Origin of the sequence: Actinoplanes rectilineatus (assembly GCF_000962825.1) — a bacterium.
GTDB classification, from domain to species: Bacteria; Actinomycetota; Actinomycetes; order Mycobacteriales; family Micromonosporaceae; genus Actinoplanes; species Actinoplanes rectilineatus.
Genome location: NZ_JZKF01000072.1, coordinates 1 through 20,848, shown reverse-complemented (window position 1 = coordinate 20,848; position 20,848 = coordinate 1). Strand labels below are relative to the sequence as shown.

Sequence of the window (20,848 nt, the reverse complement as noted above, 5' to 3'; positions counted from 1 at the left end):
ACTCTTCAACCAGAACTGATCAGCAGGAATCGGCCTGGCGTATAGCGGTGCTCGGCACGACGTTTCGCCGGTCGCCGGGACGGACGGGGTGGGTCGTATTCCTCCGGTCGTCGGCTGGTTCCGTCAGACTGGAGGAGAGGGCGTAGCCGCCCGACAGAGGCGGGACGGGGGTCGTCATGTCGTCGCGGCTGTCATGGCTGGACGGTTCAGAGGCCGAGCAGCAGTGGATTCGGGAGCTGCTCAGGTTGTTCACCGAGTCGGAGGCTCGTGACGAGCTCGGCATCGGGCAACTTCGTGACGCTTTCGGGGAGTTGCTCTTTCCGGGGACGTCGACTCTGCACACCCGGGCTCGTTATCTGCTGATCGTGCCGTGGTGTATCCAGTACGCCGGCCGCCACCCTGGCCGCGACCAGGCGGTTGAGCTGGACCGGATCGAGCGCCGGCTGATCACCACCATGATCGATGCGGACGCTACCCGCGGGCTCATCGGCCGGCTTTCCGCCGCAGCGGTCAAGACGCTGCCGTCCACCATCTACCGTTCGGCACTGCGCCGGTACGGGATCGACAACGGTCATGCCGGGGCGGAGACTCCAGCCGAGACGACCGAGCTGACCGAGCGCGTTCCGGGTCGCTGGCCGCCCACGCTGCCCCCACCGCCGGACGGATTTCCGGATAGCCTCGCCGCGCTCGAGTTGACGGCCGCCGAGGCGGCCTGGCTCCGTGAGAACATCATGATCCGCGTCCGTGGCACGCTGTTGGAACACCTTCTCAGACCCGGCAACCGGCCAGACGAACGATCCCAGTCTCCATGGGATGACTCTGCTGCGACGAGCGCGCCGCCTGACCCGGCCGCAGCCCTCGAGCACGCCCGCAAGTTCTCGATCGCCATGCACGGCGCCGCCCTGCTTTATAACCTGCTGCTCGCCGAAGCCTACGAGCGGGCCGATTTCACTGACATCACGCCGCGTGATTTCCGCGAGGCTCTGAAAATCTGGAACGACGAGATGGCCACGGTCGGTGCCTGGGACCGGCCGGATATGTGGGCCAGGCTCATCCGGGTCAATCCGCGCATTGCAGCCGGCGCCGCCCGCCGTTTTGCCGATACCTGGCTCGGCTTGGTTCTGGACGGGCGGGTCCGGGACGTGGCGGACGATCCGCGACTGCGCGATTTGGTGGCTGGCCGTGAGAAGACGGTCAAGAAAGCCCAGTCCCGGCTGGTGAACCGCAACCTGCTCGGCGAATGGAGCGGCGATTCCGGCACCCGCCCGTTGCTGTTTCGCTGGCCGCAGGTACGCCGCATGGTCATCGACATCCATGATGGGGTGGAAGCCGCCGATGCTGTTACCACCTGACGGGCGATCCCTGCTCACCGACGTGTTACGCCCGCCTCCCGGATACCGCCTGGACCGGGCGGTCGCAACCACCTTCACCCTCGATCTGGGCAGTCTGCTGGTCGCGCCAATCGCCTTCGCCGCGCACGGGGCGGGCGATGTGGATGACGAAATGTCGATCCTGGTGGCGATTCAGGACTGCGCCAACCGGATCGACGTTTTCTGCCAGGCCGGGTACATCCGATGTCCGCCACTCAAATCCAAGCTACTGCTGGTGCTGGAGAAGATGGTCCACCAGGTGCCCAGGCCGACCACGGGACACCTGTTTCATCCCAAGATATGGCTGGTTCGGTACATCCGCGGCGGCGAACGCCTTCTGCGCCTGATCGTGCTGAGCCGTAACCTGACCGGCGACCGGAGTTGGGACGTCTGCCTCATCCTGGACGGCGCGATCGGTGGCCGTCCGTCCGCAGCCAACAGCCCTATCGCGAAACTGCTTCGGCACGTCATGGGCCGCACCGTTCCAGGACTGCCGGAGGAACGGCGGGCGGCGATCGACGGCCTGGTTGAGGACGCGCGCCGGGCCGAGTGGGAACTGCCGGACGGGTTCCGCGAACATACGTTCTACGCGCTCGGCGTTCCCGGTTGCGGACGCCCTGACTTCGACGGAACCCGGCACCTGGTCATGGCACCCTTCGTCGAGGAGGGCGGCCTGGAGATCTGTGCCCCAGGGCAGGGTTCCCTGGCCATCATCGCCCGGCAGGAGGAACTCGACCGGTTGTCTGACGATGCCCTCGAAGGATGCGACGTCTTCGTTCTCAGCGAGCAATTCATGCTGGACCGCGACGAGGAACTGGGCGCTCCTCGGTTGACCGGGCTGCACGCCAAGACATACGTGATCGAGAAGCAGCGTCGTGCCCGCGTCCTGGTCGGTTCGGCGAACGCCACCCGTGCCGCTTACGGCGGCAACGTCGAATTCCTTGTCGAACTGGTCGCATCGAAGGACCAGCACGGCATCGACTCGATGATCAACGACAAGGCCGGTCTGCGCGCCATCCTTGAGGAGTATCAGCGTGGCCCCCAGGTAGAGCCCGATCCAGAAGAGGAGATCGGCCGGAACCTGGAGTACTACCTGTGTGATCTTGCCGCGGTGGTGTTCGTCGCGGAGGTCGGTGCGAAAGGAGACCTCTTCGAGATGAGCATAACTGCCGGTGACCTTCCGCAACCGGTCGGCGATCTCACCCTGATGCTCAACCTCTACACCCTGTCCTCCGAAGCCATGCCGATCGATCCGGGCCGGGCCGTCGATGTGCGTTTCCAGCATCTGTCCATCACCGCCGTGACCGCATTCCTGGTCATCACCGCCACCGCGCCCGACGGCACGTCTCGCGAAAAGATCGTGGTGGCCGACCTGATCGGTGATCCACCCGGTCGGTTCGACCGTGTCTTCGCCGATCAGATCGACACCCCCGAGAAGTTCCTGGAGTTCATGTTGTTGTTGCTCGGGCCTGGGCCGATTCGGCTTCGGCACCCGGACCCTGGTGCCGGAACCCGGCCCGCCGTTGGCGGTGTATCGCCGCTGTTCGACGTGGGTCTCCTGGAGATGCTGCTCGGTGCCCTGGTGACCCGGCCCGCTCAACTCGCCGGCCTGGGTAAACTGATCGAGCAGAAGGCCGCCGACCCGGAGCACGGCGTGCTGCCCCAGGGGTTCCTGGAATTGTGGCACCTGATCGACGAGGCCCGCCGTGACCTGCAGGGAAACGCGGCATGCTGAAGGACTTCCAGCGTGACACCGTCGCGTATGTCATGGACCGCTACTTCGGGCCCGATCCGACCCGCCGATTCCTGATCGCCGACGAGACGGGTCTGGGTAAGAGCGTCGTAGCCGGTGGCATCATCGCCGACCTCATCGACCGGTTGCGAGACGACGACAAGATCAACCGGATCGACATCGTCTACATCTGCTCCAACCAGGACATCGCCGGTCAGAACCTGGAACGTCTGGCTGGTTCGCATCCGATCTGGACGGGGCCGAGCCGTCTCACTCTTCTCGGCCTCAAACCGCTGCATTCGTCGGAGGACGCCACCGGTGGCAAACCGGTCAACTTCGTCGCCTTCACCCCCGGGACCTCACTCGATTCGCGGGGGCGACCCACCGGCCGGGTCGACGAGCGTGCCTTGCTCCACTGCCTGCTCGGCCAGCGCGGCCATTGGGGCGGCTGGAAGCGCAGGGCTGCGATGCTGGTTCTGCAGGGTGCGAGCAGCTCCTTCGACGGGCATTGCTCGGCGATGGCGATCAAGTTGGCGAACACTGGCTTCGACCCCGTAGTCCGCGACAGCTTCGACCGGATCGCGATGCACCACGACCTTTATGACCGATTTGACGCGTTGGTTGACGACCTCGGCCGCCGCCGGGAAATGCGCGCCGACGAACCGGAACGAGCGCGGAAGCTGACCGGCGAACTGCGACGCGCCCTGGCTCAGGCCGGAGTCGCAGCGCTTGAACCGGACCTGATCGTCCTCGACGAGTTTCAGCGGTTCCGGAACCTGCTCGACCAGCGTGAGGACAACGAGGCCGCAGAACTGGCTCGTCATCTGTTCGACTATCCCGAGTCCCGGTTGCTGCTGCTATCCGCGACACCGTACAAACCGTTCTCTTACGCTGAGGAAACCGACGACCATCACGCTGACCTGCATGTGGTGCTGCGTTTCCTCTGCCCGGACGAGCAGTGGAACCAGGCTGTCCGCCGGCAACTCGGCGCCTACCGGGACGCAATGATCACCGGCGCCGCTACCGGCCCTATCCGGTCCGAGATACGACGGCTCCTGCTGCCGTTCATGTGCCGCACCGAACTCCCAGCGCGCAGTCGAAACGCGATGCTGTCCGAGCACGTCACACCGGCCACCGATCTGGATGCGGCGGAGATCCGGTCATACGTCGCGATGAAGCAGCTCGGAGCAGCGTTGAAGGCGCCGGTCACGCTCGACTACTGGAAGTCGGTGCCGTACTTCCTCAACTTCGTCGAGGGCTACCTGCTCGGGAAGCATCTTCAGGATGCGTTGCGGAAACGGCCCGAGAAACGGGTGCGGGAACTGCTGGACATCGCAAGATTGCTCAACCCTGAGAAGATCGCTGCGAAAGCGCCTATCGAACTCGGTAACAGCCGGTTGCGCAAACTTGCCGAACAGACCGTGGGAGATGACTGGTGGCAGCTGCTATGGATGCCTCCGTCGATGCCCTACTACCGCCTCGAAGGTCCGTTCCAGCGGGGCAGCATGACGAAACGGCTGGTGTTCTCGTCCTGGAACGCAACACCGACCGCCGTGTCGGCGCTGCTCAGCTATGACGCCGAAAGCCGGGTGCGGGACGGGCGCCCGGACCCGGCGCGCGCCCGGCTCGACTACCGGATCAGCCGGATCGGCAGCGGCCGCCCCGCGGCGATGAGTACCTTCGCCTTATTCTGGCCGCATCCAGGGCTGGCTGAGGTCTGTGATCCGCAGAATTTCGCCCGGGGCGAACCGGATCGGCTGATGTCGCTCGCTGAGATCGAGGCGGCCTGCCGGGATCGGCTACGAGACCTGTTCCCGGACGGGCTGCACGACACCGGACACGTTGGGGAGTTGCAACCGTGGCGCGCCGTGCTGCGCTGGCCCGGTGCCAGGCCCGCTGACCTGGCCCTCGAGGCCGCCGCGGACGTGATGCACAACCCTGAGGGCACCGATGAGGCATATCAAGGACTCCGGCGCCACGTCGAACACGCGTACGCTGTCATGGCCGGCCATGAGCCGGTCTGCGCGCGGCCAGAGGACGTGCTTGACGACCTCGTGTCGATCGGTATGCACGCACCAGCGAACGTCGCCTGGCGTGCTCTGCGCCGACTGGTCACCGACCGGGTCACCCCGCAACGCTTGTGGCACTGCGCCGCTGCCGTAGCCGACGGGCTGCACAGCCTCTTCAACAAGGTCGACTCGATGCTCCTGCTGGACAAGCTCGACTTGGGCAGCCATTACTGGCAGGCGGTGCTCCGGTACTGCGCCGTCGGTGGCCTGCAAGCGGTGCTCGACGAATACCTACACGTACTGAATTCCTCGGCGACGGGGAACCCTCTCGACGACGACTCGTTGTGGAAGCTGGCGGTCGAGGCGTGGGAGGCGCTGACGCTGCGCCCGGCCCCATACGTGGCGTTCAACCCGCTCGACCACCAGAACCCGATCCGGATCACCGGGAGGTTTGCACTGCGGTACGGCGGGCGCGGCGACGATGAGGCGGGAGCCGATCGTGCGAAAGCCATCCGGGCTGCCTTCAACAGCCCCTTCTGGCCATTCGTCGTGTCCACCACCAGCGCCGGGCAGGAAGGCATTGACTTTCATAGCTACTGTTCTGCGGTGGTGCACTGGAACACCCCTGCTAATCCGGTTGATTTCGAACAACGCGAAGGCCGGGTGCAACGGTTCGGCGGGCACGCCGTACGGCGCAACGTCGCCGCCGGCCACCGTGCCGCCGCGCTCCGATCCGACCATCCGGACATTTGGAAGGCTGCTTACGACGCCGCCCGAAAAGCTTCTGAGGACGGTGACTTCACGCCGTACTGGATCTGCCCAGGTCCCGTCACCACGGAACGACATCTGCTGCCGCTCCCGCTGAGCCGCGACGAGGGCAGGTACCGGCGACTGCAGCGCGACCTGGCGATGTACCGGCTGACGTTCGGCCAACCCCGCCAAGAGGACATGCTCCAACTTCTGACCATCCGCGACCACGACACCGAACTGATCGACCTGCGGCCACCGCCGTCCATCGGTCGATGACGTCCGGCACCGGCGGCTGAGGCGCGCACACCCTCGTCGGCAACGAGTGCCTTAGCCTTGCTCAGCGGGCATCTTGCGGCTGCCGGGGGCAAGCGTGGGTCGATCAGCGATTCTTCATCGATCCCACCGGAACGCTAACGATACGGGGCAGGTGTCTCGACCCAATGGTCGTCTATGTACGAGCGGTAGAGCAGGGCTGTGAAGACGTGGACGAACTGGGCTCGGCCGCCGGAGTCGGACCCGTTGCGCAGGCGATCGACCAGATCGTAGGCGGCGTCACGACACATCGCTCCGATGCTGCCCAGGGGTACGGTGTCGAACCGTGAGTCGAATCGTTCGGTCAGCCAGTCGGTGAACGGTCTGTCCGGCTCCTCTTCGGTCCAGATCTCACCATCCTGCTCATGCCAATAGGCGTCCAGGACCATGATCCCGAGTTTCCGGGTGAATCGTCGCCAGAGGTCTTCGCTGCCTTCGTCGAACAGGTCCTCGACGATTTCCTCCGCGGCGGCCGCGCATTCGGACCCAAGGAGCCCGGCATGCTCCATGACCTCCGGTGTCGCCTTTTCGGCCACGTACTCCTCGAACCATGGTTCGAACGGCCGGTCTGGTTCTTCGACGTTGGGATCAGGGGAAATCGTGCCGTCGTCGCCTATGACATCGTCCGTCACGGGAACAGCCTATTATCTTCCGAGGCATGACAAAGGGGGAATAAAGCCACATGACTCGAATCTGATAGTGCGGTGAGGTTGACCGAACTTCGCCCGTGGCCTCGCGGATCTCGAGGCGCGCCTGTTCGTTATGACAACCACGCGTTGAACCAGCGTGCCGCTGAGGCTGCCGCCGGCTCGGCTTGCAGCTCGCTGGCGGTGATCATGACCGGAGCTCCTATGAGGACAGGGTGGACGACGCCGTCGATTTACTTCTCGATAGCGGCGGCGTGAGCGGCCATGACCCGTTTGAGGGCGGCGGCGTGCTCGCCCGACAGGCGGCGCCGAAGGGGGTGTCCTTCAGTAACCGAGCTGCCTCGCGTACCAGGGAACGTAGGTGACGGTGAGGGTCACGACGCCGGCTCGGCCGTCGAAGAAGAGGCCGGTCTCGCCGTCCTTGCGCCAGCAGGCCGTGTAGTCGGAGCAGGACGCCAGTGAGGAACCGCCGGATTGCTGATCGGGCTGCCAGCCGGCGTCGGCTGCCGCCTCGCGTACCGTCGCCGTCACCTCGTCGGTGGCTCCTCGGGCCTCGAAGATGCGGGTGCGGGACGCATACCGTTCCTGGCCGAAGTCGGGTTGTTCGTGTTTGTCGCTGCCCCGCACCCGCCAGGACGCGGGCAGGCTCAGGTCGTCGAGTAGGTCACCGGCCTGGGAACGCGATACCGCCGCGGCCGCGAACCCGTATAAGCAGGGTGAACACAGCGCCAGGACTGCCGCCACCGCCAGCCAGGGCCACCAGCGACTACGGCGACGGGCGGGAGGAGAGTCCATGCCGCTGATCCTCCCAGGCCGGCCGGGGCAGGTGGTCGCAGCCGTGGTCGTTCTCGTCGTAGCGCAGGCATAGCGGCCGGGTCTCGGTAAGCAGACTCCACCAGTGGCGATGGGTGGCGTCCCGTTCGGGGTCCGTGCGTTTTCACTACATGGAGACTTATCGATCGATTGAACCCTGAAACGCATCGGAAATCTCGCGGATCTTGTGACGTCACGGAGCGCGTCTTGAATACCTGTCACGCGACAGAAAGTGGGTGGCGAGATGAGTACCGCGACCACCGCGGGTGCGAAGGCCCATGCCCGTGCCCAGGAGAGCGCCACTCCGGTGACCCGGCCCGACCCGCCCGAGGGCGTCGACCCGGCGAGTGTGACCTGGAGTGAGATCGTGGCCGGGGGCGGTTACGCGCACGCGGTCCTGGCGCCGGGCACTCTGCTGGAACTGACCGATCTGGACGGCGACGCCTGTGCGGGGCTGCTGCTCTACAACGCGCTGGAGACGCACGAGCGGCTCAACGTCGCCGACACCGTCAAGGTGCAGTGGCAGGTCTACACGGCCGCCGGGCAGATTCTGCTCTCCGATCAGGGGCGGGCCCTCGCGACCGTGGTGGGGGACACCTCCGGGCGACACGACTCGTTCTTCGGGGTCGGTTCCCGGGACCGTAACGAGCGGCGGTACGGCGACGGCAGCCCGCAGGGGCCGTCGCCGGCCGGCCGTGAGCTGTTCAAACTGGCGGCGGCCAAACACGGGCTCGGGCCTCGCGACATCCCGCCGGCGCTCACTTTCTTCCAGGGAGTGCGGATCGCGGCGGACGGCACCCCGGAGTTCCTCGGTTCGGCGGGGGCGGGCGCGACCCTGCGACTGCGGGCGGACATGCCGGTGGTGGTGCTGATCGCCAACACCGCGCATCCGCGGGACTCACGGGAGGCGTACACCTGCGGTCGTCTCGGTGTGGTGGCCTGGCGGCCCGGCAGCGACGTCCCCACCGCCGAGCAGGGGCCGGAGGCCCGCCGTGCCTATCGGAACACCAGTGACTACCTGCGAGCCCGGGGGCTTTCATGATCGTGCGGGACGAGGTCGTGGCGCCGCGGGCGCCCTGGTCGGCGATTCTGGAGAAGGGTCAGACGCTGACGATCGTCGATGTAGACGGCAATCAGGCGGTGGATTTCCTGGCCTACGACGCGGACGACACCGCGAACGCCTACAGCGCGCAGGCCACCCTCCAGGAGCAGGATTCGGTCTACCTGGTGACCGGTTCGGTGCTGCGTACGGCGGAGTCGGCGCCGCTGCTGACCATCGTGGCCACCGATGTGGAGCGGCACGACACGCTCGGCGGCGCGTGTTCCAAGGAGTCGAACACGCTGCGGTACGGATTCCACACGTACTCCCAGCACGCCTGTGCCGAGAACTTCCTGGCCGAGTTCTCCCGGTACGGGATGGGCAAGCGCGACCAGGTTTCCAACATCAACTGGTTCATGAACGTGCCGGTCGACCCGGACGGCGCCCTCGGCATCGTGGACGGCATCTCCGCGCCCGGCCTGTCGGTCAGCCTGCGCGCCGAGACCCGCGTGCTGGTCGTCGTCTCGAACTGCCCGCAGATCAACAACCCGTGCAACGGGTTCGACCCGTCGCGCGCCCGGATGACGATCCATGACTGAGCCCGCTGTCCTGCTGATCGCCAACCGCGGCGAGATCGCGGTCCGGATCATCCGGACCGCCCGGGCGATGGGCCTGCGGACCGTGGCGATCTTCTCGGACGCCGACCGGGGGACCGCGCACGTCCGCCTGGCCGACGAGGCGATCCCGGTGCCCGGCTACCTGGACGTGGACGCGGTGATCGACGCAGCGAAACAGTCCGGCGCGACAGCGGTCCACCCCGGATACGGGTTCCTCTCCGAGAACGTCGCCTTCGCCACCCGCTGCGAGGACGCGGGCATCACCTTCGTCGGGCCGACCCCGGCCAACCTGGCGATCTTCGGGGCCAAGCACACCGCCCGGGACGCCGCCGAGGCCGCCGGGGTGCCGCTGCTCGCCGGCACCGGCGTGCTCGCCGACCTGGACGAGGCCCTCGCGGCGGCCGGCCGGATCGGCTACCCGGTGATGCTGAAGGCGACCGCGGGTGGCGGCGGCATCGGCATGCGGGCCTGCGACGGCGACGACGCCCTGCGGGCCGCCTGGACCGAGGTCCGCCGGCTCGCCGAGGCCAGCTTCGGATCCGCCGAGGTGTTCCTGGAACGCCTGGTCACCGCGGCCCGGCACGTCGAGGTGCAGGTCTTCGGCGACGGTACGGGCCGGGTCCGTGCCCTCGGTGACCGGGACTGCACCCTGCAGCGCCGCAACCAGAAGGTCCTCGAGGAGTGCCCCGCCCCGGGCCTGTCGGAGACGGTGCGGACCGCGATGGCCGAGGCGTCGGTCCGGCTCTGCGCGGCGGTCGGCTACCGGTCGGCGGGCACCGTCGAGTACATCTACGACGCGGACCGCGAGGAGTTCGCCTTCCTCGAGGTGAACACGCGGCTGCAGGTCGAACACCCGGTCACCGAGGCGGTGTACGGCATCGACCTGGTCGCGTGGATGCTCCGGCTGTCCGCGGGGGAGACGGACATGATGGCCGTCCCGCTGGTTCCGCAGGGAGCGGCGGTGGAGGCGCGCGTCTACGCGGAGAACACCGACCTGGGCAACGTGCCGAGCGCCGGCGTGATCACCCGGGTGCGGGTGCCGGACGACGTCCGCTTCGACGCCTGGATCGAACCCGGGGCGGAGGTCAGCGCGCACTACGACCCGATGCTCGGCAAACTGATCGTGACCGGAACTGATCGGGACGCCGCGTGGGCCGCCCTGCGCGACGCGCTCGCCGCGACCCGGATCGACGGGGTCGCCACCAACCTGGGGCTGCTCGCGGCGACGGCCGGGCATCCGGTGGTGCTGGCGGGGGAGCACCACACCGGGACGCTCGCCACGGTGGTCAACACGGCGCCGCGGATCGAGGTGGTCCGGGCCGGACTGCTCGCGACGGTGCAGGACTGGCCGGGGCGGATCGGGTACTGGCCGGTGGGTATCCCGCCGTCCGGGCCGATGGACGATCTGTCGTTCCGGCTGGGCAATGTGGCGCTGGGCAATCCGGAGGGCGCGCCGGGCATCGAGATCACGATGACCGGGCCGGTGCTGCGGTTCCACTGCGCGGCGACGGTGATGCTGACCGGGGCGCCTACACCGTTCAGCGTGGACGATGTCGCGGTGCCGCAGTGGGAGCCGGTGGCGGTGCCGGCCGGGTCGCTGGTCACGATCGGTACCGCCAGCCGGGGGATGCGGTCGTACCTGCTCATTCAGGGATCGTTGGATGTGCCGTCGACGTTGGGGTCGGCGAGCACGTTCGACCTGGGGGAGATGGGGGGATATTCCGGACGTGCGCTGCGGGTCGGAGATGTCCTTGCTCTTGCCGGTCCGGTTGATCAGCAGGCGGTTCCCGTATCGGATATCCCCGATATCTCGGATACGTGGGACATCGCCGCGCTGGAAGGGCCGCACGCCGCCCCGGAGTTCTTCACGCCGGAAGACATGGAGACGTTCTATGCGACCGGATTCGAGGTCCACTACAACTCGTCCCGTACCGGCGTCCGCCTGATCGGTCCCGCACCGTCGTGGGCGCGCGAGGACGGCGGGGAAGCCGGCCTGCACCCGTCGAACATCCACGACACGCCGTACGCGGTCGGCGCCGTCGACTACACCGGCGACCTGCCGATCCTGCTCGGACCGGACGGGCCCAGCCTCGGCGGCTTCACCTGCCCGGCGACCGTGGCCTCCGGTCACCTGTGGAAACTCGGCCAGCTGCGCCCCGGCGACACCGTGCGGTTCGTCCCGGTGAGCCCGGAGACCGCATCGGCCCTGACCCCCGCCGGTCCGGTGGCCGCGGACCGTCCGGCCGTCCACGACCAGGGCATCCTGCACCGGGACGGCGACCTGACGATCCGGCGCTCCGGGGACCGCAACATCCTCGTCGAGTACGGCGCGATGGTCCTCGACCTGGTCACCCGGATGCGGGTACACGCCCTGATGCTGCGCCTGCAGGACACCGCGCTGCCCGAGGTGATCGAGCTGACGCCCGGGATCCGGTCGCTGCAGGTGCACTTCACCCCGGGCGCCGCCGAGACGGTGATCGCGGCGGTGCTCGCCGCCGACGCGGAACTCGGCGACGACGACGAACTGACCGTGCCGAGCCGGACCGTGCACCTGCCGCTGGCCTGGGACGACCCGAGTACCCGCGAGGCGATCCGCCGGTACATGGCCGGGGTCCGCGACGACGCACCCTGGTGCCCGTGGAACATCGAGTTCATCCGCCGGATCAACGGGCTGGACAGCGTCGACGACGTGTACCGCACCGTGTTCGACGCGTCCTACCTGGTCCTCGGGCTCGGCGACGTCTACCTGGGCGCGCCGGTGGCCACCCCGATCGACCCGCGACACCGGCTGGTCACCACGAAGTACAACCCGGCGCGCACGTGGACGCCGCAGAACGCGGTCGGTATCGGCGGCTCGTACCTGTGCATCTACGGCATGGAAGGGCCGGGCGGCTACCAGTTCGTCGGCCGCACGGTGCAGGTGTGGGCGACGCACGCCCAGCGCGGGCCGTTCGAGGAGGGCGTGCCGTGGCTGCTGCGGTTCTTCGACCGGATCCGCTGGTACCCGGTGGAACCCGAGGAACTCCTGACGATGCGCGCCGACATGGCCGCCGGGCGGCTACCGCTGCGGATCGAGGAGGGCACGTTCAGCCTGGCCGAACACCGGGCGTTCCTCGCGGAGAACGCGGGGGAGATCGCCGATTTCCGCCGACGGCAGGGCGCGGCCTTCGGCGACGAACGCTCGGCCTGGGCGGCGGCGGGCGAATTCGATCGTACGCACGAAGCGCCTGCTCCTGAATCGTCCGGACCGGCGGTCGAGGTCCCCGAGGGCAGCGCGGCCGTGGAGGCGCAGTTCGTGTCCAGTGTTTTCCGGATCGACGTGGCGGAGGGTGACCTGGTGACAGAGGGGCAGATCCTGCTCGCGGTGGAGGCGATGAAGATGGAATCCGCGGTGGTCGCGCCCCGGGCCGGCCGGATCAGTGCCCTGCCGGTGGCCGTGGGCACACAGGTGGCCCCGGGAGCGGTCCTGGCGGTGATCGCGTGACGAACCTCGACGCGCGTTACGCCCGGATCGCCGCACGCCCGGAGGCGTGGATCTCGGTCCGCCCGCAGCAGGAGGTGGAGGCCGAGGTGGCGGCCTCGACCGGTCCCCTCGCGGGTCTCCTCTTCGCGGTGAAGAACAACATCGACGTGGCGGGCATCCCGACGACGGCCGCGTGTCCCGCCTACGCCTACGATCCGGCGCGGGACGCCACTACGGTCGCACTGCTGCGTGCAGCGGGTGCGGTGGTTCTCGGCGTCACCAACCTGGACCAGTTCGCCACCGGCCTGGTGGGAACCCGCAGCCCCTACGGTGCGGTCCGCCACGCGGTGGACGAGACGCGCATCTCCGGCGGTTCGAGCAGCGGTTCGGCAGTGGCGGTGGCCCTCGGCATCGTCGACTTCGCCCTGGGCACCGACACGGCGGGCTCCGGTCGCGTACCCGCTGCCCTGCACGGCCTCTATGGGGTGAAGCCCACCAAGGGGACGGTGAGCGCCGCCGGCGTGGTGCCGGCCTGCCGCTCCCAGGACGTGGTGACCGTGATGGCCGGCTCGCTGTCGCTGGCCCGTCACGTGGCGTCCGTGATGACCGCGGTCGACGCCGCCGATCCACTGTCCCGCCCGTTCCTGGCTCTCGACACCGGACCGGCCGGCCGGATCGGCGTGCCCGATCCGGACCACCTCGGCGACCTCGATCCCGGATGGGCCGAGCGGTTTGCGGAGGTGGTGGCCGCGATCCCGGACGCCGTCACCGTGGACATCCGGCCGTTGCTGGCCGCGGCCCGTCTGCTCTACGAGGGCGCCCTGGTAGCCGAACGGTACGCCGCTGTCGGCCCCTTCATCGATGCCCACCCCGACGAGGTGGACCCGACCGTTCAGAAGATCATCTCGTCGTCGTCGGCTCTCCCCGCATGGCGGCTCTTCCAGGATTTCGAGGCGCTGGACGGCTACCGTCAGGTGGCCCGGGAGATCTTCACCGAGGTGGACGCCCTCCTGCTGCCCACCACCACCGGACATCCGACGCTCGCCGAGGTGGCCGCCGACCCGGTGGGCGTGAACACCCGCATGGGACGGTTCACCAACTTCGCCAACCTGCTGGACCTGGCCGCCCTGGCGGTCCCCGCCGGCCAGGTGAACGGTCTCCCGTTCGGTGTCCAGCTGATCGGGCCGGCCTTCAGTGACCTCCGGCTGGCCGGCCTGGCCGAGGTGATCGGATGACCGAGCGGCTGAGTATCGCGGTCGTCGGGGCGCACCTGAGCGGCATGCCCCTCAACGGACAGCTCACCGATCGGGGCGGTGAGCTGTCCTTCGCCGGGCGCACCGCACCGGTCTACCGGCTGTTCGCCCTACCCACCAGCCCGCCGAAGCCCGGTATGCTCCGGGTCGCCGACGGCGGCGCGGCCATCGATCTGGAGGTGTGGTCCCTGCCGCCGGCCGGGTTCGGCACGTTCGTGGCCGCCCTGCCGGCGCCGATGACCATCGGGCGTGTCCAGCTGGCCGACGGCGCCGAGGTGCCCGGTTTCCTCGTCGAGCCCTACGCGGTCGACGGTGCTCCGGACATCACCGGTTTCGGCGGGTGGCGGGCCTACCTCGCCCGGTGAGGAGGCCCCGATGTGGTATTCGAGCCCGTCCGGGCGACGATGGGCCCGGCTGGGCGCACTGCTGAACGTGGCCTGCGGTGTCCTGCACGTGGTCATGGCGGTCACCGCGGCCCGGGCCGGCAGCGCGACCCCGGCGATGGCGGGCCTGGGCATGGCGGTGCTGTGCCTGCCGTGCGTCGCCGGGCTCTGGCGCAACCCGGTCCGGGACACGTGGCGGATGGCCGCGGTGATGGCGGCCGCCATGCTCGCTCTGCACTGGTCGCTGAACCGGTTGCCCGGTCACGTGCACGGCGCGATGCCGCACGGCACCGGGCTCAACCTGCTGGCGTTCGCCCTCCTCGCGGTGGCCGGTTCGGTGGTGCTGCGCCACCGGCACTGCCCGCCACCGGACCGGACTCCGGTCCCTCGGTGGCGTCTGCCCCGGGAGGACGTTGACGCCACGCCGACACTCTGATCGACTGACATCGATATAACAGTCCTGTTTCCCGGGGGTTGTCGATGCGTCGCTTCCTTGCTCTCGCCGGTGTGCTGGCCCTCGCCGCCGTCATGTCGCCGCTCGCCGCACAGGCCGCCGACCACGACGGTGACGGCGACGGCTCGGTGATCATCCCGGAATGCACCGGCGAGACGCCGATCGTCTGCCACGCCGACGTGCCGCCCGGCAACTACGACGTCACGGTCGTCCTCGGCGACGCCGGCGAACCCGGCCTCACCGCCGTCCGCGCCGAAGCCCGGCGCATGATGCTCGGCGAGGTCAGCACCGCACCCGGCCGGTTCGTCCGGCGCTCGTTCAGCGTGAACGTCCGCGAACCCGAAGGCGAACCGACCAAGACCACCTCGGGCACCCCCGGCCTGACCCTCACCTTCACCGGAGCATCCCCCCGGGTCCAGCGGGTGACCGTGCGCCCGCAGCGCCACGCCCGGCCCGTGCTCTACCTCGCCGGTGACTCCACGGTCTGCGACCAGGACACCTTCCCGTACACCGGATGGGGTCAGGCGATCCCGCAGCACCTGCCGTCCTGGCTGACCGTGGCGAACTACGCCGACTCCGGCGAGAGCAGCGGCTCCTTCCTCGCCGATCCGCGGCTGTTCGCCACGATGCTGCCGCTGGTCGCCCCCGGCGACGTGGTGGTGCTGCAGTTCGGCCACAACGACAAGACCACCACCGCCGAGGACTACCGCGCCAACCTGACCCGCCTCGTCACCGGCGTGCGGGGACGCCAGGCGCGACCGGTCCTGATCAGCCCGCCGGTGCGCCGCCTGTTCGACAGCACCGGCGTCCTCACCCCGACCGCCCGGCACGTCAACGGCCTCGGCGTGGACCTGCCCGCCGAGATGTCCGCGGTGGCCGCCGCACTGGACGTGCCCTACATCGACCTGACCGCGGACAGCGCCGCCCTCGTCGAAGCTCTCGGCCCCGAGGAGTCGAAGCCGCTCTACCTCTACGACGAACTGCGGGACAACACCCACTTCTCGGAATCCGGCGCGGACCGCTTCGGCGGCCTGGTCCTCGAACGCCTAATCCCGGTGCTGCACGACGTTGACGACCGTGCCGTCGGGCGCGCGGACGAAGAATCGCCGGACACCCCACTCCTCGGTGGTGAGGGGATGCACGATCTCGTACCCGAGTGACCGTGCCTCTGCGAAGGCGGCGTCCACGTCGTCGGTGTGCACGGAGATCGCCGAGTCCGCGGCGGCGGTCGCGTCCCCGGACACCAGTTGCAGGCTCGCTCCGCTCTCCGGCGAGGTGAAGCGGGCCACCCAGCCCAGGTGGAACTCCTCGGTGCCCAGCCCGAGGAAACCGGTGTAGAACCCTTTCGCCTCCTCGATGTCCGTCACCCCGACATTGGTGGTGATCCGCAGTGCACGCATGTGTCCTCCTCGGTGGCCCCGCCCCTGCCTGCGCCCATCCTTCCGCAGAAGGCGCGCATGCCGGTGCCCTGACCAGCCGAACGCTCCCCACCGGTCGTGGAAACTCACTGTCGGAGCGGTGCCGGAACCGGTAGAGAGAGGCCCGTGGACAGCCGATCAGCCGTGACCGTGCCGGCATCCTTCGTCTCCTGGCGGCAACGATCCGACGGTGAGGCCGGGCGCCGCTGGGCGCTGTCCCTCCCCGCGATCGTCGACGAACTCTCCGCCGGCTGGAACCTCACCGTCGACCCGATCGCGCCGATGCACGGAGCATTGAGCCTCGTCGTTCTGGTGCATCGGGGACCCCTTCCGCTCGTACTCAAGATGAGCTGGCCGGACGGCACCACCGAGACCGAATCGCTCGCCCTGCGCACCTGGGGCGGCCATGGCGCCGTGCGCCTCGTCGACGTCGATCCGGACAGTGGCGCGTTGCTGCTGGAACGCCTCGATCACACCCGTGACCTGCACTCCGTCCCGCTGCGGGAGGCCGCCGAGGTGGCCGGCCGGCTGATCCGGACCCTCGCCGTCCCGGCGCCACCGGGGGTGCGCACGCTCCGTGACGTCGCCCTGGACATCAGTGACAGGACGCCCGGGCGTCAGCGCGCGCTGGGTGATCCGGTCCCGGCCGTCTGGCTGGAGACCGCCAGGGGGTACGCGCGTGAGCTCGCCACCGTGGGCACCCCGGTGCTGATCCACGCCGACCTGCACTACGGCAACGTCCTCGCCGGCGTCCGTGAGCCGTGGCTGGCCATCGACGCGCGTGCCCTGCGCGGGACACCGGAGTACTCGGTTCCCGAACTGATCTGGAGCCGGGCCGACGAACTGCGCGACGACGCCGACATCAAGGGCCTGATCGACGTGGTGACCGGCGCGGGCGGACTGGACCGGCAGATCGCCGAGCGGTGGGTGGTGACGCGCTGTGTCGACTATTGGCTGTGGGGCCTGGAACACGGGCTGACGATCGACCCGGTGCGCTGCGAGCGGATCCTCGGCGCGCTCCTGCCTTGACTCCGCCCCTGGGGCCGGGTCCAGGATCGCTCGCAGGTCCCGCGGATCCGCCGGAGGCGCCCATGACCGTTTCCCTGACATCACGAGTGACGACATCCCGCCCGTCGAGCACCTCCCGCGGCGGGTCATGGCACCATGTCGGCGATGAGAGCCGCCCTTGCGACGCCGACCGCATGAAACGCTGGTTGCTGCCCGCGGTCCTGCTGACCGCCCAGGTCGCGTTCTGGCCCGGCGCCGCGCTGCTCCGCGGTGCCGTGGCCGGCCCGTGGACGGTTGTCGCGTTCCTGCTCGGCGCGGCGCTGGCCGCCGGCGCACTCGTGCTGCGCCGGGACCGACCGGTCCCCGCCCTGATCGGGGCCTGTCTCGGCATCGCCGTCGTTCTCTGGGCCACGCCCGACGGGCGGCAACTCCTGGTCGAGGGCGACGCCGGGACGATCATCGCGGCCGCCGACCTGATCGCGCTGTTCAGCGTGGGCGCCCGCTGCCCGGCCCGCACCGCGGTCGTCGCGCTGATCGGCACGGTCCTCTGGCAGAGCTTCGTCACCGCCGTCGACGAGGGCCTCTCCGCGAGCTGGGCCGGTGAGATCCTTCTCGGACTCGTCCTCTACGGCGTGGTGGTCGCCGGCGGCCGGTTGCGCGGCCGCTGGACCCGGGAGCGGGAGGCCGCCGCCGTCCGGCTGGAAGCGGCTCGCCAGGCACACCGGGAGGCCGCCGAGGAGGAACGCCGCCGACTGGCCCGCGAGCTGCACGACATGACCGCCCACCACCTGACCTCGGTGGTCGTCAACGCGCAGGCCGCGCAGATGCTCGGCGAGCAGCGTCCCGAACTGCTGACCGAGGCGCTGGCGTTCGCCGGGCGCACCGGCCGCGACACCCTGGCGTCGCTGCGCCGGCTGGTCGCGATCATGCCGGTCGAGCAGGATGCCGCCGCGGTGCCGCCACTCGCCGACCTGGCTGCGGACTTCCGGACGCTCGGCCAGCAGGTCACCCTCGAGACGCCGGACGGTGAGCCGCCGGCGCGCCTCGCCGAGGCCATGCACGGGATCGCCCGCGAGGCGCTGACCAACACCCTGCGCTATGCGCCAGGAGGCGCGGTCCGGCTCCTTTTCGGGTACGCGGACGGCAGCGCCGAACTGGTCGTCGAGGACACCGGCGGTGCCGTCGGCACGCGGGCCGCCACCGGTCTCGGCGGCGGACGCGGCGTGACCGGCATGCGCGACCGGGCCCAGGCGCTCGGCGGCACCCTGACGGCCGGTCCCCGCGACGGCGGTGGCTGGCGGGTGCGGGCGGTGATCCCGTTCGCCGACGGCGTCCCGCAGCGGGTCGGCCGGGTCGTCGGCCGCTGGCTGCGCAGCCAGACCGTCTTCGACGTCATGCTCGTGCTGATCGCCATGGTCCTGCCGCTGAGCTCCCTGTTCGCCGCGGTCGAGGACGACGGTCTCCCGGCGGGCCCGGCCGCCCTGGCTCTGGCCCTGCTGACGGTGCACGCCCTGCCGCTGCTGTGGCGCCGCCAGAGCCCGTGGTGGGTGTTCACCGCCGTGGCCGTCGCCGGCTGGCTCCCACTGCCCCTGCTGCTGACGGGTGGGTTCCCGCTCGACGCCGGTTACCTGTTCATCGGTGGCTTCGGCGCCGAGATCACCGCGGTGTACGCGGTCGCCGCCCGCGGCGCCCGGCCGGTCCTGACCTGGCTGGCCGCACCCGTCGCCGCGGTCTCGGCGGGCTGCTCCCTCGCCGCGCACATCGGCGTGGCCCCGGAAACGGTCACGCCCTCGGACGCCGGTCCGGAGCCGACCAGCGCCGCAGCCCTGCTCTTTGCGGTCGTCGCCATCGGCATCCTCGCCACGATCCTGCTCATGGTGCCCATGCTGATCAGCTGGGGCGCCGGGTTCGCGGCCCGCCGGCGCCGCGACCGCCTGCACGCCCACGAGGAGGGCGGCGTCGCCACCGAGATGTTCCACGCCGAAATCCGCGCCCGCGCCGAACGCGAACGCGTCGCCGCCGGCCTGCGCGACGAGGTCCTGCGCCACGCCACCGACCTGCCCGCCGCCGCCGACCGGGGCGACCTGCCCGGTGTCCTGACCGCGGCGAAGCAGTCCCTCACCGCGATGCGCTCCCTCCTCGACGGCCTGAGCACCCGTCCCGCCGCCGACGTCACCCCGTCGGCCGGGCTCTCCCCGTCGGCAGGGCTCTCCCTGTCGTCGCCTGTCTCCCCGGCCGGCCTTTCCCCATCGCCTGCTGCCGAGCCGGCCGCCGGTGTTCCGCCGTTCGAACCGGAGGTGCCGTCATCGCCGTCCGCGTGATGATCGTCGACGATCAGCTGATGGTGCGGGCCGGCCTGGCCGCCATCGTCGGCTCACAACCCGACCTGGACGTGGTCGGCGAGGCCGGCGACGGTGCCGCCGCCATCACCCTGGCCGCCGAGGTCCAGCCCGACCTGGTCCTGATGGACGTCCGGATGCCCGGCGTCGACGGCCTGACCGCGACCGCCCGCCTGACCTCCGGCCCGAACCCGCCGCGGGTCATCGTGCTGACCACGTTCCACCAGGACGCCTACGTGTTCCAGGCGTTGCGGGCGGGCGCCTCCGGTTTCCTGCTCAAGGACTCGGAGCCCACCGACCTGGTCGCCGCCATCCGCACCGTCGCCGGCGGCGAGGCGATGCTCAGCCCCGCCGTGACCCGCCGCCTCATCGACGCGTTCGCCACCGGCGCGGTCAGCGCGGCCGCCCCCGAGGACCCCCGCCTGAACGCCCTCACCCCGCGCGAACGCGACGTACTCGGCCAGATCGCCCGCGGCCTCTCCAACGCGGAGATCGCCGAAACCCTCGGCATCGGCACCGGCACGGTGAAGACACACGTCAACGCCCTGCTCGGCAAGATCGGCGCCCGCGACCGGGTCCAGGCCACGATCATCGCCTACGACCTGGGCCTGGTCCGCCCGGCCAGCCCCACCTGACATTCTCCCCGAGGCGCCGGATGCCCGCCCACGAGTCGCTGACCGATCGATACTCCGTACCACTCGGATCCGGAATGCTGCGCCACCCCGCACGACTGGCGGCGGATCGGCGTGCTGCCGGTCGGCGTCGTGATCCCGGCCCATGACGGCTACACCCCGATCATCGCCGGCATCGGGGCGGTCCCCGCCCACCGAGGCCAGGGCTACGTTGCCGCTCTCCCGGCAACCGGCACCGCCCCGCCGACCGCAGAAAACATGCCCCGCGTCCGAACCGCTACCGACGTCGGCGACCCCATTGGCGGCTGCTCTCACCCCAGCCGGGTTCCGCGACATCGCACGCCCCGATCGACGTGACCTGGTCATCCCGGCCCCGCCCGCCTTGGCCCTCGATCTCGACCACCCACTCCGGCGCTGATCCCGGACGCCGCGGATCTCAACTTCTCGTCCCGGATGCCGCTGATCCCAAACTCTGATTCCGGATGCCGCTGTTTCCCGGACGGCCGTCGCCTCTTGGCCGCCGTCTCTTGGCCGCCGTCTCTTGGCCGCCGTCTCTTGGCCGCCGTCTCTTGGCCGCCGTCTCTTGGCCGCCGTCTCTTGGCCGCCGTC

At 69.6% G+C, this 20,848-nt stretch carries 16 protein-coding genes; 13 read left to right on the top strand and 3 right to left on the bottom strand.

The window, feature by feature from the left end:
- The first annotated feature begins 176 nt into the window (after positions 1–176).
- Genes WH85_RS35540 through WH85_RS35530 form a run of 3 tightly spaced genes read left to right on the top strand, consistent with a single transcriptional unit; the run spans position 177 to position 6,137 of the window.
- Positions 177–1,352 carry a DUF6361 family protein gene (locus WH85_RS35540; RefSeq protein WP_045746498.1) on the top strand — a complete coding sequence of 392 codons (1,176 nt, stop codon included), beginning with the start codon at positions 177–179 and terminating at the stop codon, positions 1,350–1,352.
- Positions 1,315–3,105, top strand: coding sequence for a phospholipase D-like domain-containing protein (locus tag WH85_RS35535; RefSeq protein ID WP_157411427.1), 1,791 nt, complete (start codon positions 1,315–1,317; stop codon positions 3,103–3,105). The genes WH85_RS35540 and WH85_RS35535 overlap by 38 nt, the downstream gene beginning before the upstream one ends.
- Positions 3,099–6,137 (top strand): helicase-related protein, encoded by a 3,039-nt coding sequence (locus WH85_RS35530; protein ID WP_045746496.1) that lies wholly within the window; start codon positions 3,099–3,101, stop codon positions 6,135–6,137. Before WH85_RS35535 ends, WH85_RS35530 begins: the two co-directional genes overlap by 7 nt.
- A gap of 134 nt (positions 6,138–6,271) precedes the next feature.
- Here the strand turns inward: WH85_RS35530 and WH85_RS35525 are convergent, their stop codons facing one another.
- Together WH85_RS35525 and WH85_RS51005 are read right to left on the bottom strand one after the other, a co-directional pair.
- Complete coding sequence (locus WH85_RS35525) at positions 6,272–6,805, bottom strand: hypothetical protein (RefSeq protein WP_045746495.1); 534 nt, start codon at positions 6,803–6,805, stop codon at positions 6,272–6,274.
- A gap of 339 nt (positions 6,806–7,144) precedes the next feature.
- Positions 7,145–7,615: a hypothetical protein gene (locus tag WH85_RS51005; protein ID WP_157411426.1), complete on the bottom strand. Its 471-nt coding sequence runs from the start codon at positions 7,613–7,615 to the stop codon at positions 7,145–7,147.
- 262 nt (positions 7,616–7,877) lie between these two features.
- Here WH85_RS51005 and WH85_RS35515 point away from each other — a divergent pair, with 262 nt between their 5' ends.
- Genes WH85_RS35515 through WH85_RS35490 form a run of 7 tightly spaced genes read left to right on the top strand, consistent with a single transcriptional unit; the run spans position 7,878 to position 16,002 of the window.
- A complete protein-coding gene (locus WH85_RS35515; RefSeq protein ID WP_045746516.1) occupies positions 7,878–8,675 on the top strand; it encodes an urea amidolyase associated protein UAAP1 in 798 nt (265 codons plus the stop codon).
- Positions 8,672–9,271 carry an urea amidolyase associated protein UAAP2 gene (locus tag WH85_RS35510; RefSeq protein ID WP_045746493.1) on the top strand — a complete coding sequence of 200 codons (600 nt, stop codon included), beginning with the start codon at positions 8,672–8,674 and terminating at the stop codon, positions 9,269–9,271. Before WH85_RS35515 ends, WH85_RS35510 begins: the two co-directional genes overlap by 4 nt.
- Positions 9,264–12,773, top strand: coding sequence for an urea carboxylase (gene uca / locus WH85_RS35505; RefSeq protein WP_045746492.1), 3,510 nt, complete (start codon positions 9,264–9,266; stop codon positions 12,771–12,773). The genes WH85_RS35510 and uca overlap by 8 nt, the downstream gene beginning before the upstream one ends.
- Positions 12,770–13,987, top strand: coding sequence for an allophanate hydrolase (locus tag WH85_RS35500; protein WP_211275544.1), 1,218 nt, complete (start codon positions 12,770–12,772; stop codon positions 13,985–13,987). Before uca ends, WH85_RS35500 begins: the two co-directional genes overlap by 4 nt.
- On the top strand, positions 13,984–14,370 hold the full coding sequence (locus WH85_RS52490) for an allophanate hydrolase-related protein (RefSeq protein ID WP_211275543.1): 387 nt from the start codon (positions 13,984–13,986) through the stop codon (positions 14,368–14,370). The genes WH85_RS35500 and WH85_RS52490 overlap by 4 nt, the downstream gene beginning before the upstream one ends.
- 10 nt (positions 14,371–14,380) lie before the next feature.
- Entirely contained in the window at positions 14,381–14,824 is a 444-nt protein-coding gene (locus WH85_RS51000; RefSeq protein ID WP_157411425.1) for a hypothetical protein, read from the top strand.
- A 44-nt stretch (positions 14,825–14,868) separates the two neighbouring features.
- The gene (locus WH85_RS35490) at positions 14,869–16,002 is read left to right on the top strand and encodes a rhamnogalacturonan acetylesterase (protein ID WP_083449496.1); all 1,134 of its coding nucleotides are present in this window, start codon (positions 14,869–14,871) and stop codon (positions 16,000–16,002) included.
- Here the strand turns inward: WH85_RS35490 and WH85_RS49280 are convergent.
- The gene (locus tag WH85_RS49280; protein WP_045746490.1) at positions 15,889–16,242 is read right to left on the bottom strand and encodes a VOC family protein; all 354 of its coding nucleotides are present in this window, start codon (positions 16,240–16,242) and stop codon (positions 15,889–15,891) included. The genes WH85_RS35490 and WH85_RS49280 overlap by 114 nt on opposite strands.
- A gap of 144 nt (positions 16,243–16,386) precedes the next feature.
- Between WH85_RS49280 and WH85_RS35480 the strand changes: the two genes are divergently transcribed.
- From WH85_RS35480 to WH85_RS35470, 3 genes are all read left to right on the top strand, one after another.
- Complete coding sequence (locus WH85_RS35480) at positions 16,387–17,289, top strand: aminoglycoside phosphotransferase family protein (protein WP_157411424.1); 903 nt, start codon at positions 16,387–16,389, stop codon at positions 17,287–17,289.
- 173 nt (positions 17,290–17,462) lie between these two features.
- The gene (locus WH85_RS47695; protein WP_052721030.1) at positions 17,463–19,589 is read left to right on the top strand and encodes a sensor histidine kinase; all 2,127 of its coding nucleotides are present in this window, start codon (positions 17,463–17,465) and stop codon (positions 19,587–19,589) included.
- Positions 19,589–20,242, top strand: coding sequence for a response regulator (locus WH85_RS35470; protein ID WP_211275542.1), 654 nt, complete (start codon positions 19,589–19,591; stop codon positions 20,240–20,242). Before WH85_RS47695 ends, WH85_RS35470 begins: the two co-directional genes overlap by 1 nt.
- Positions 20,243–20,848 lie beyond the last annotated feature (606 nt).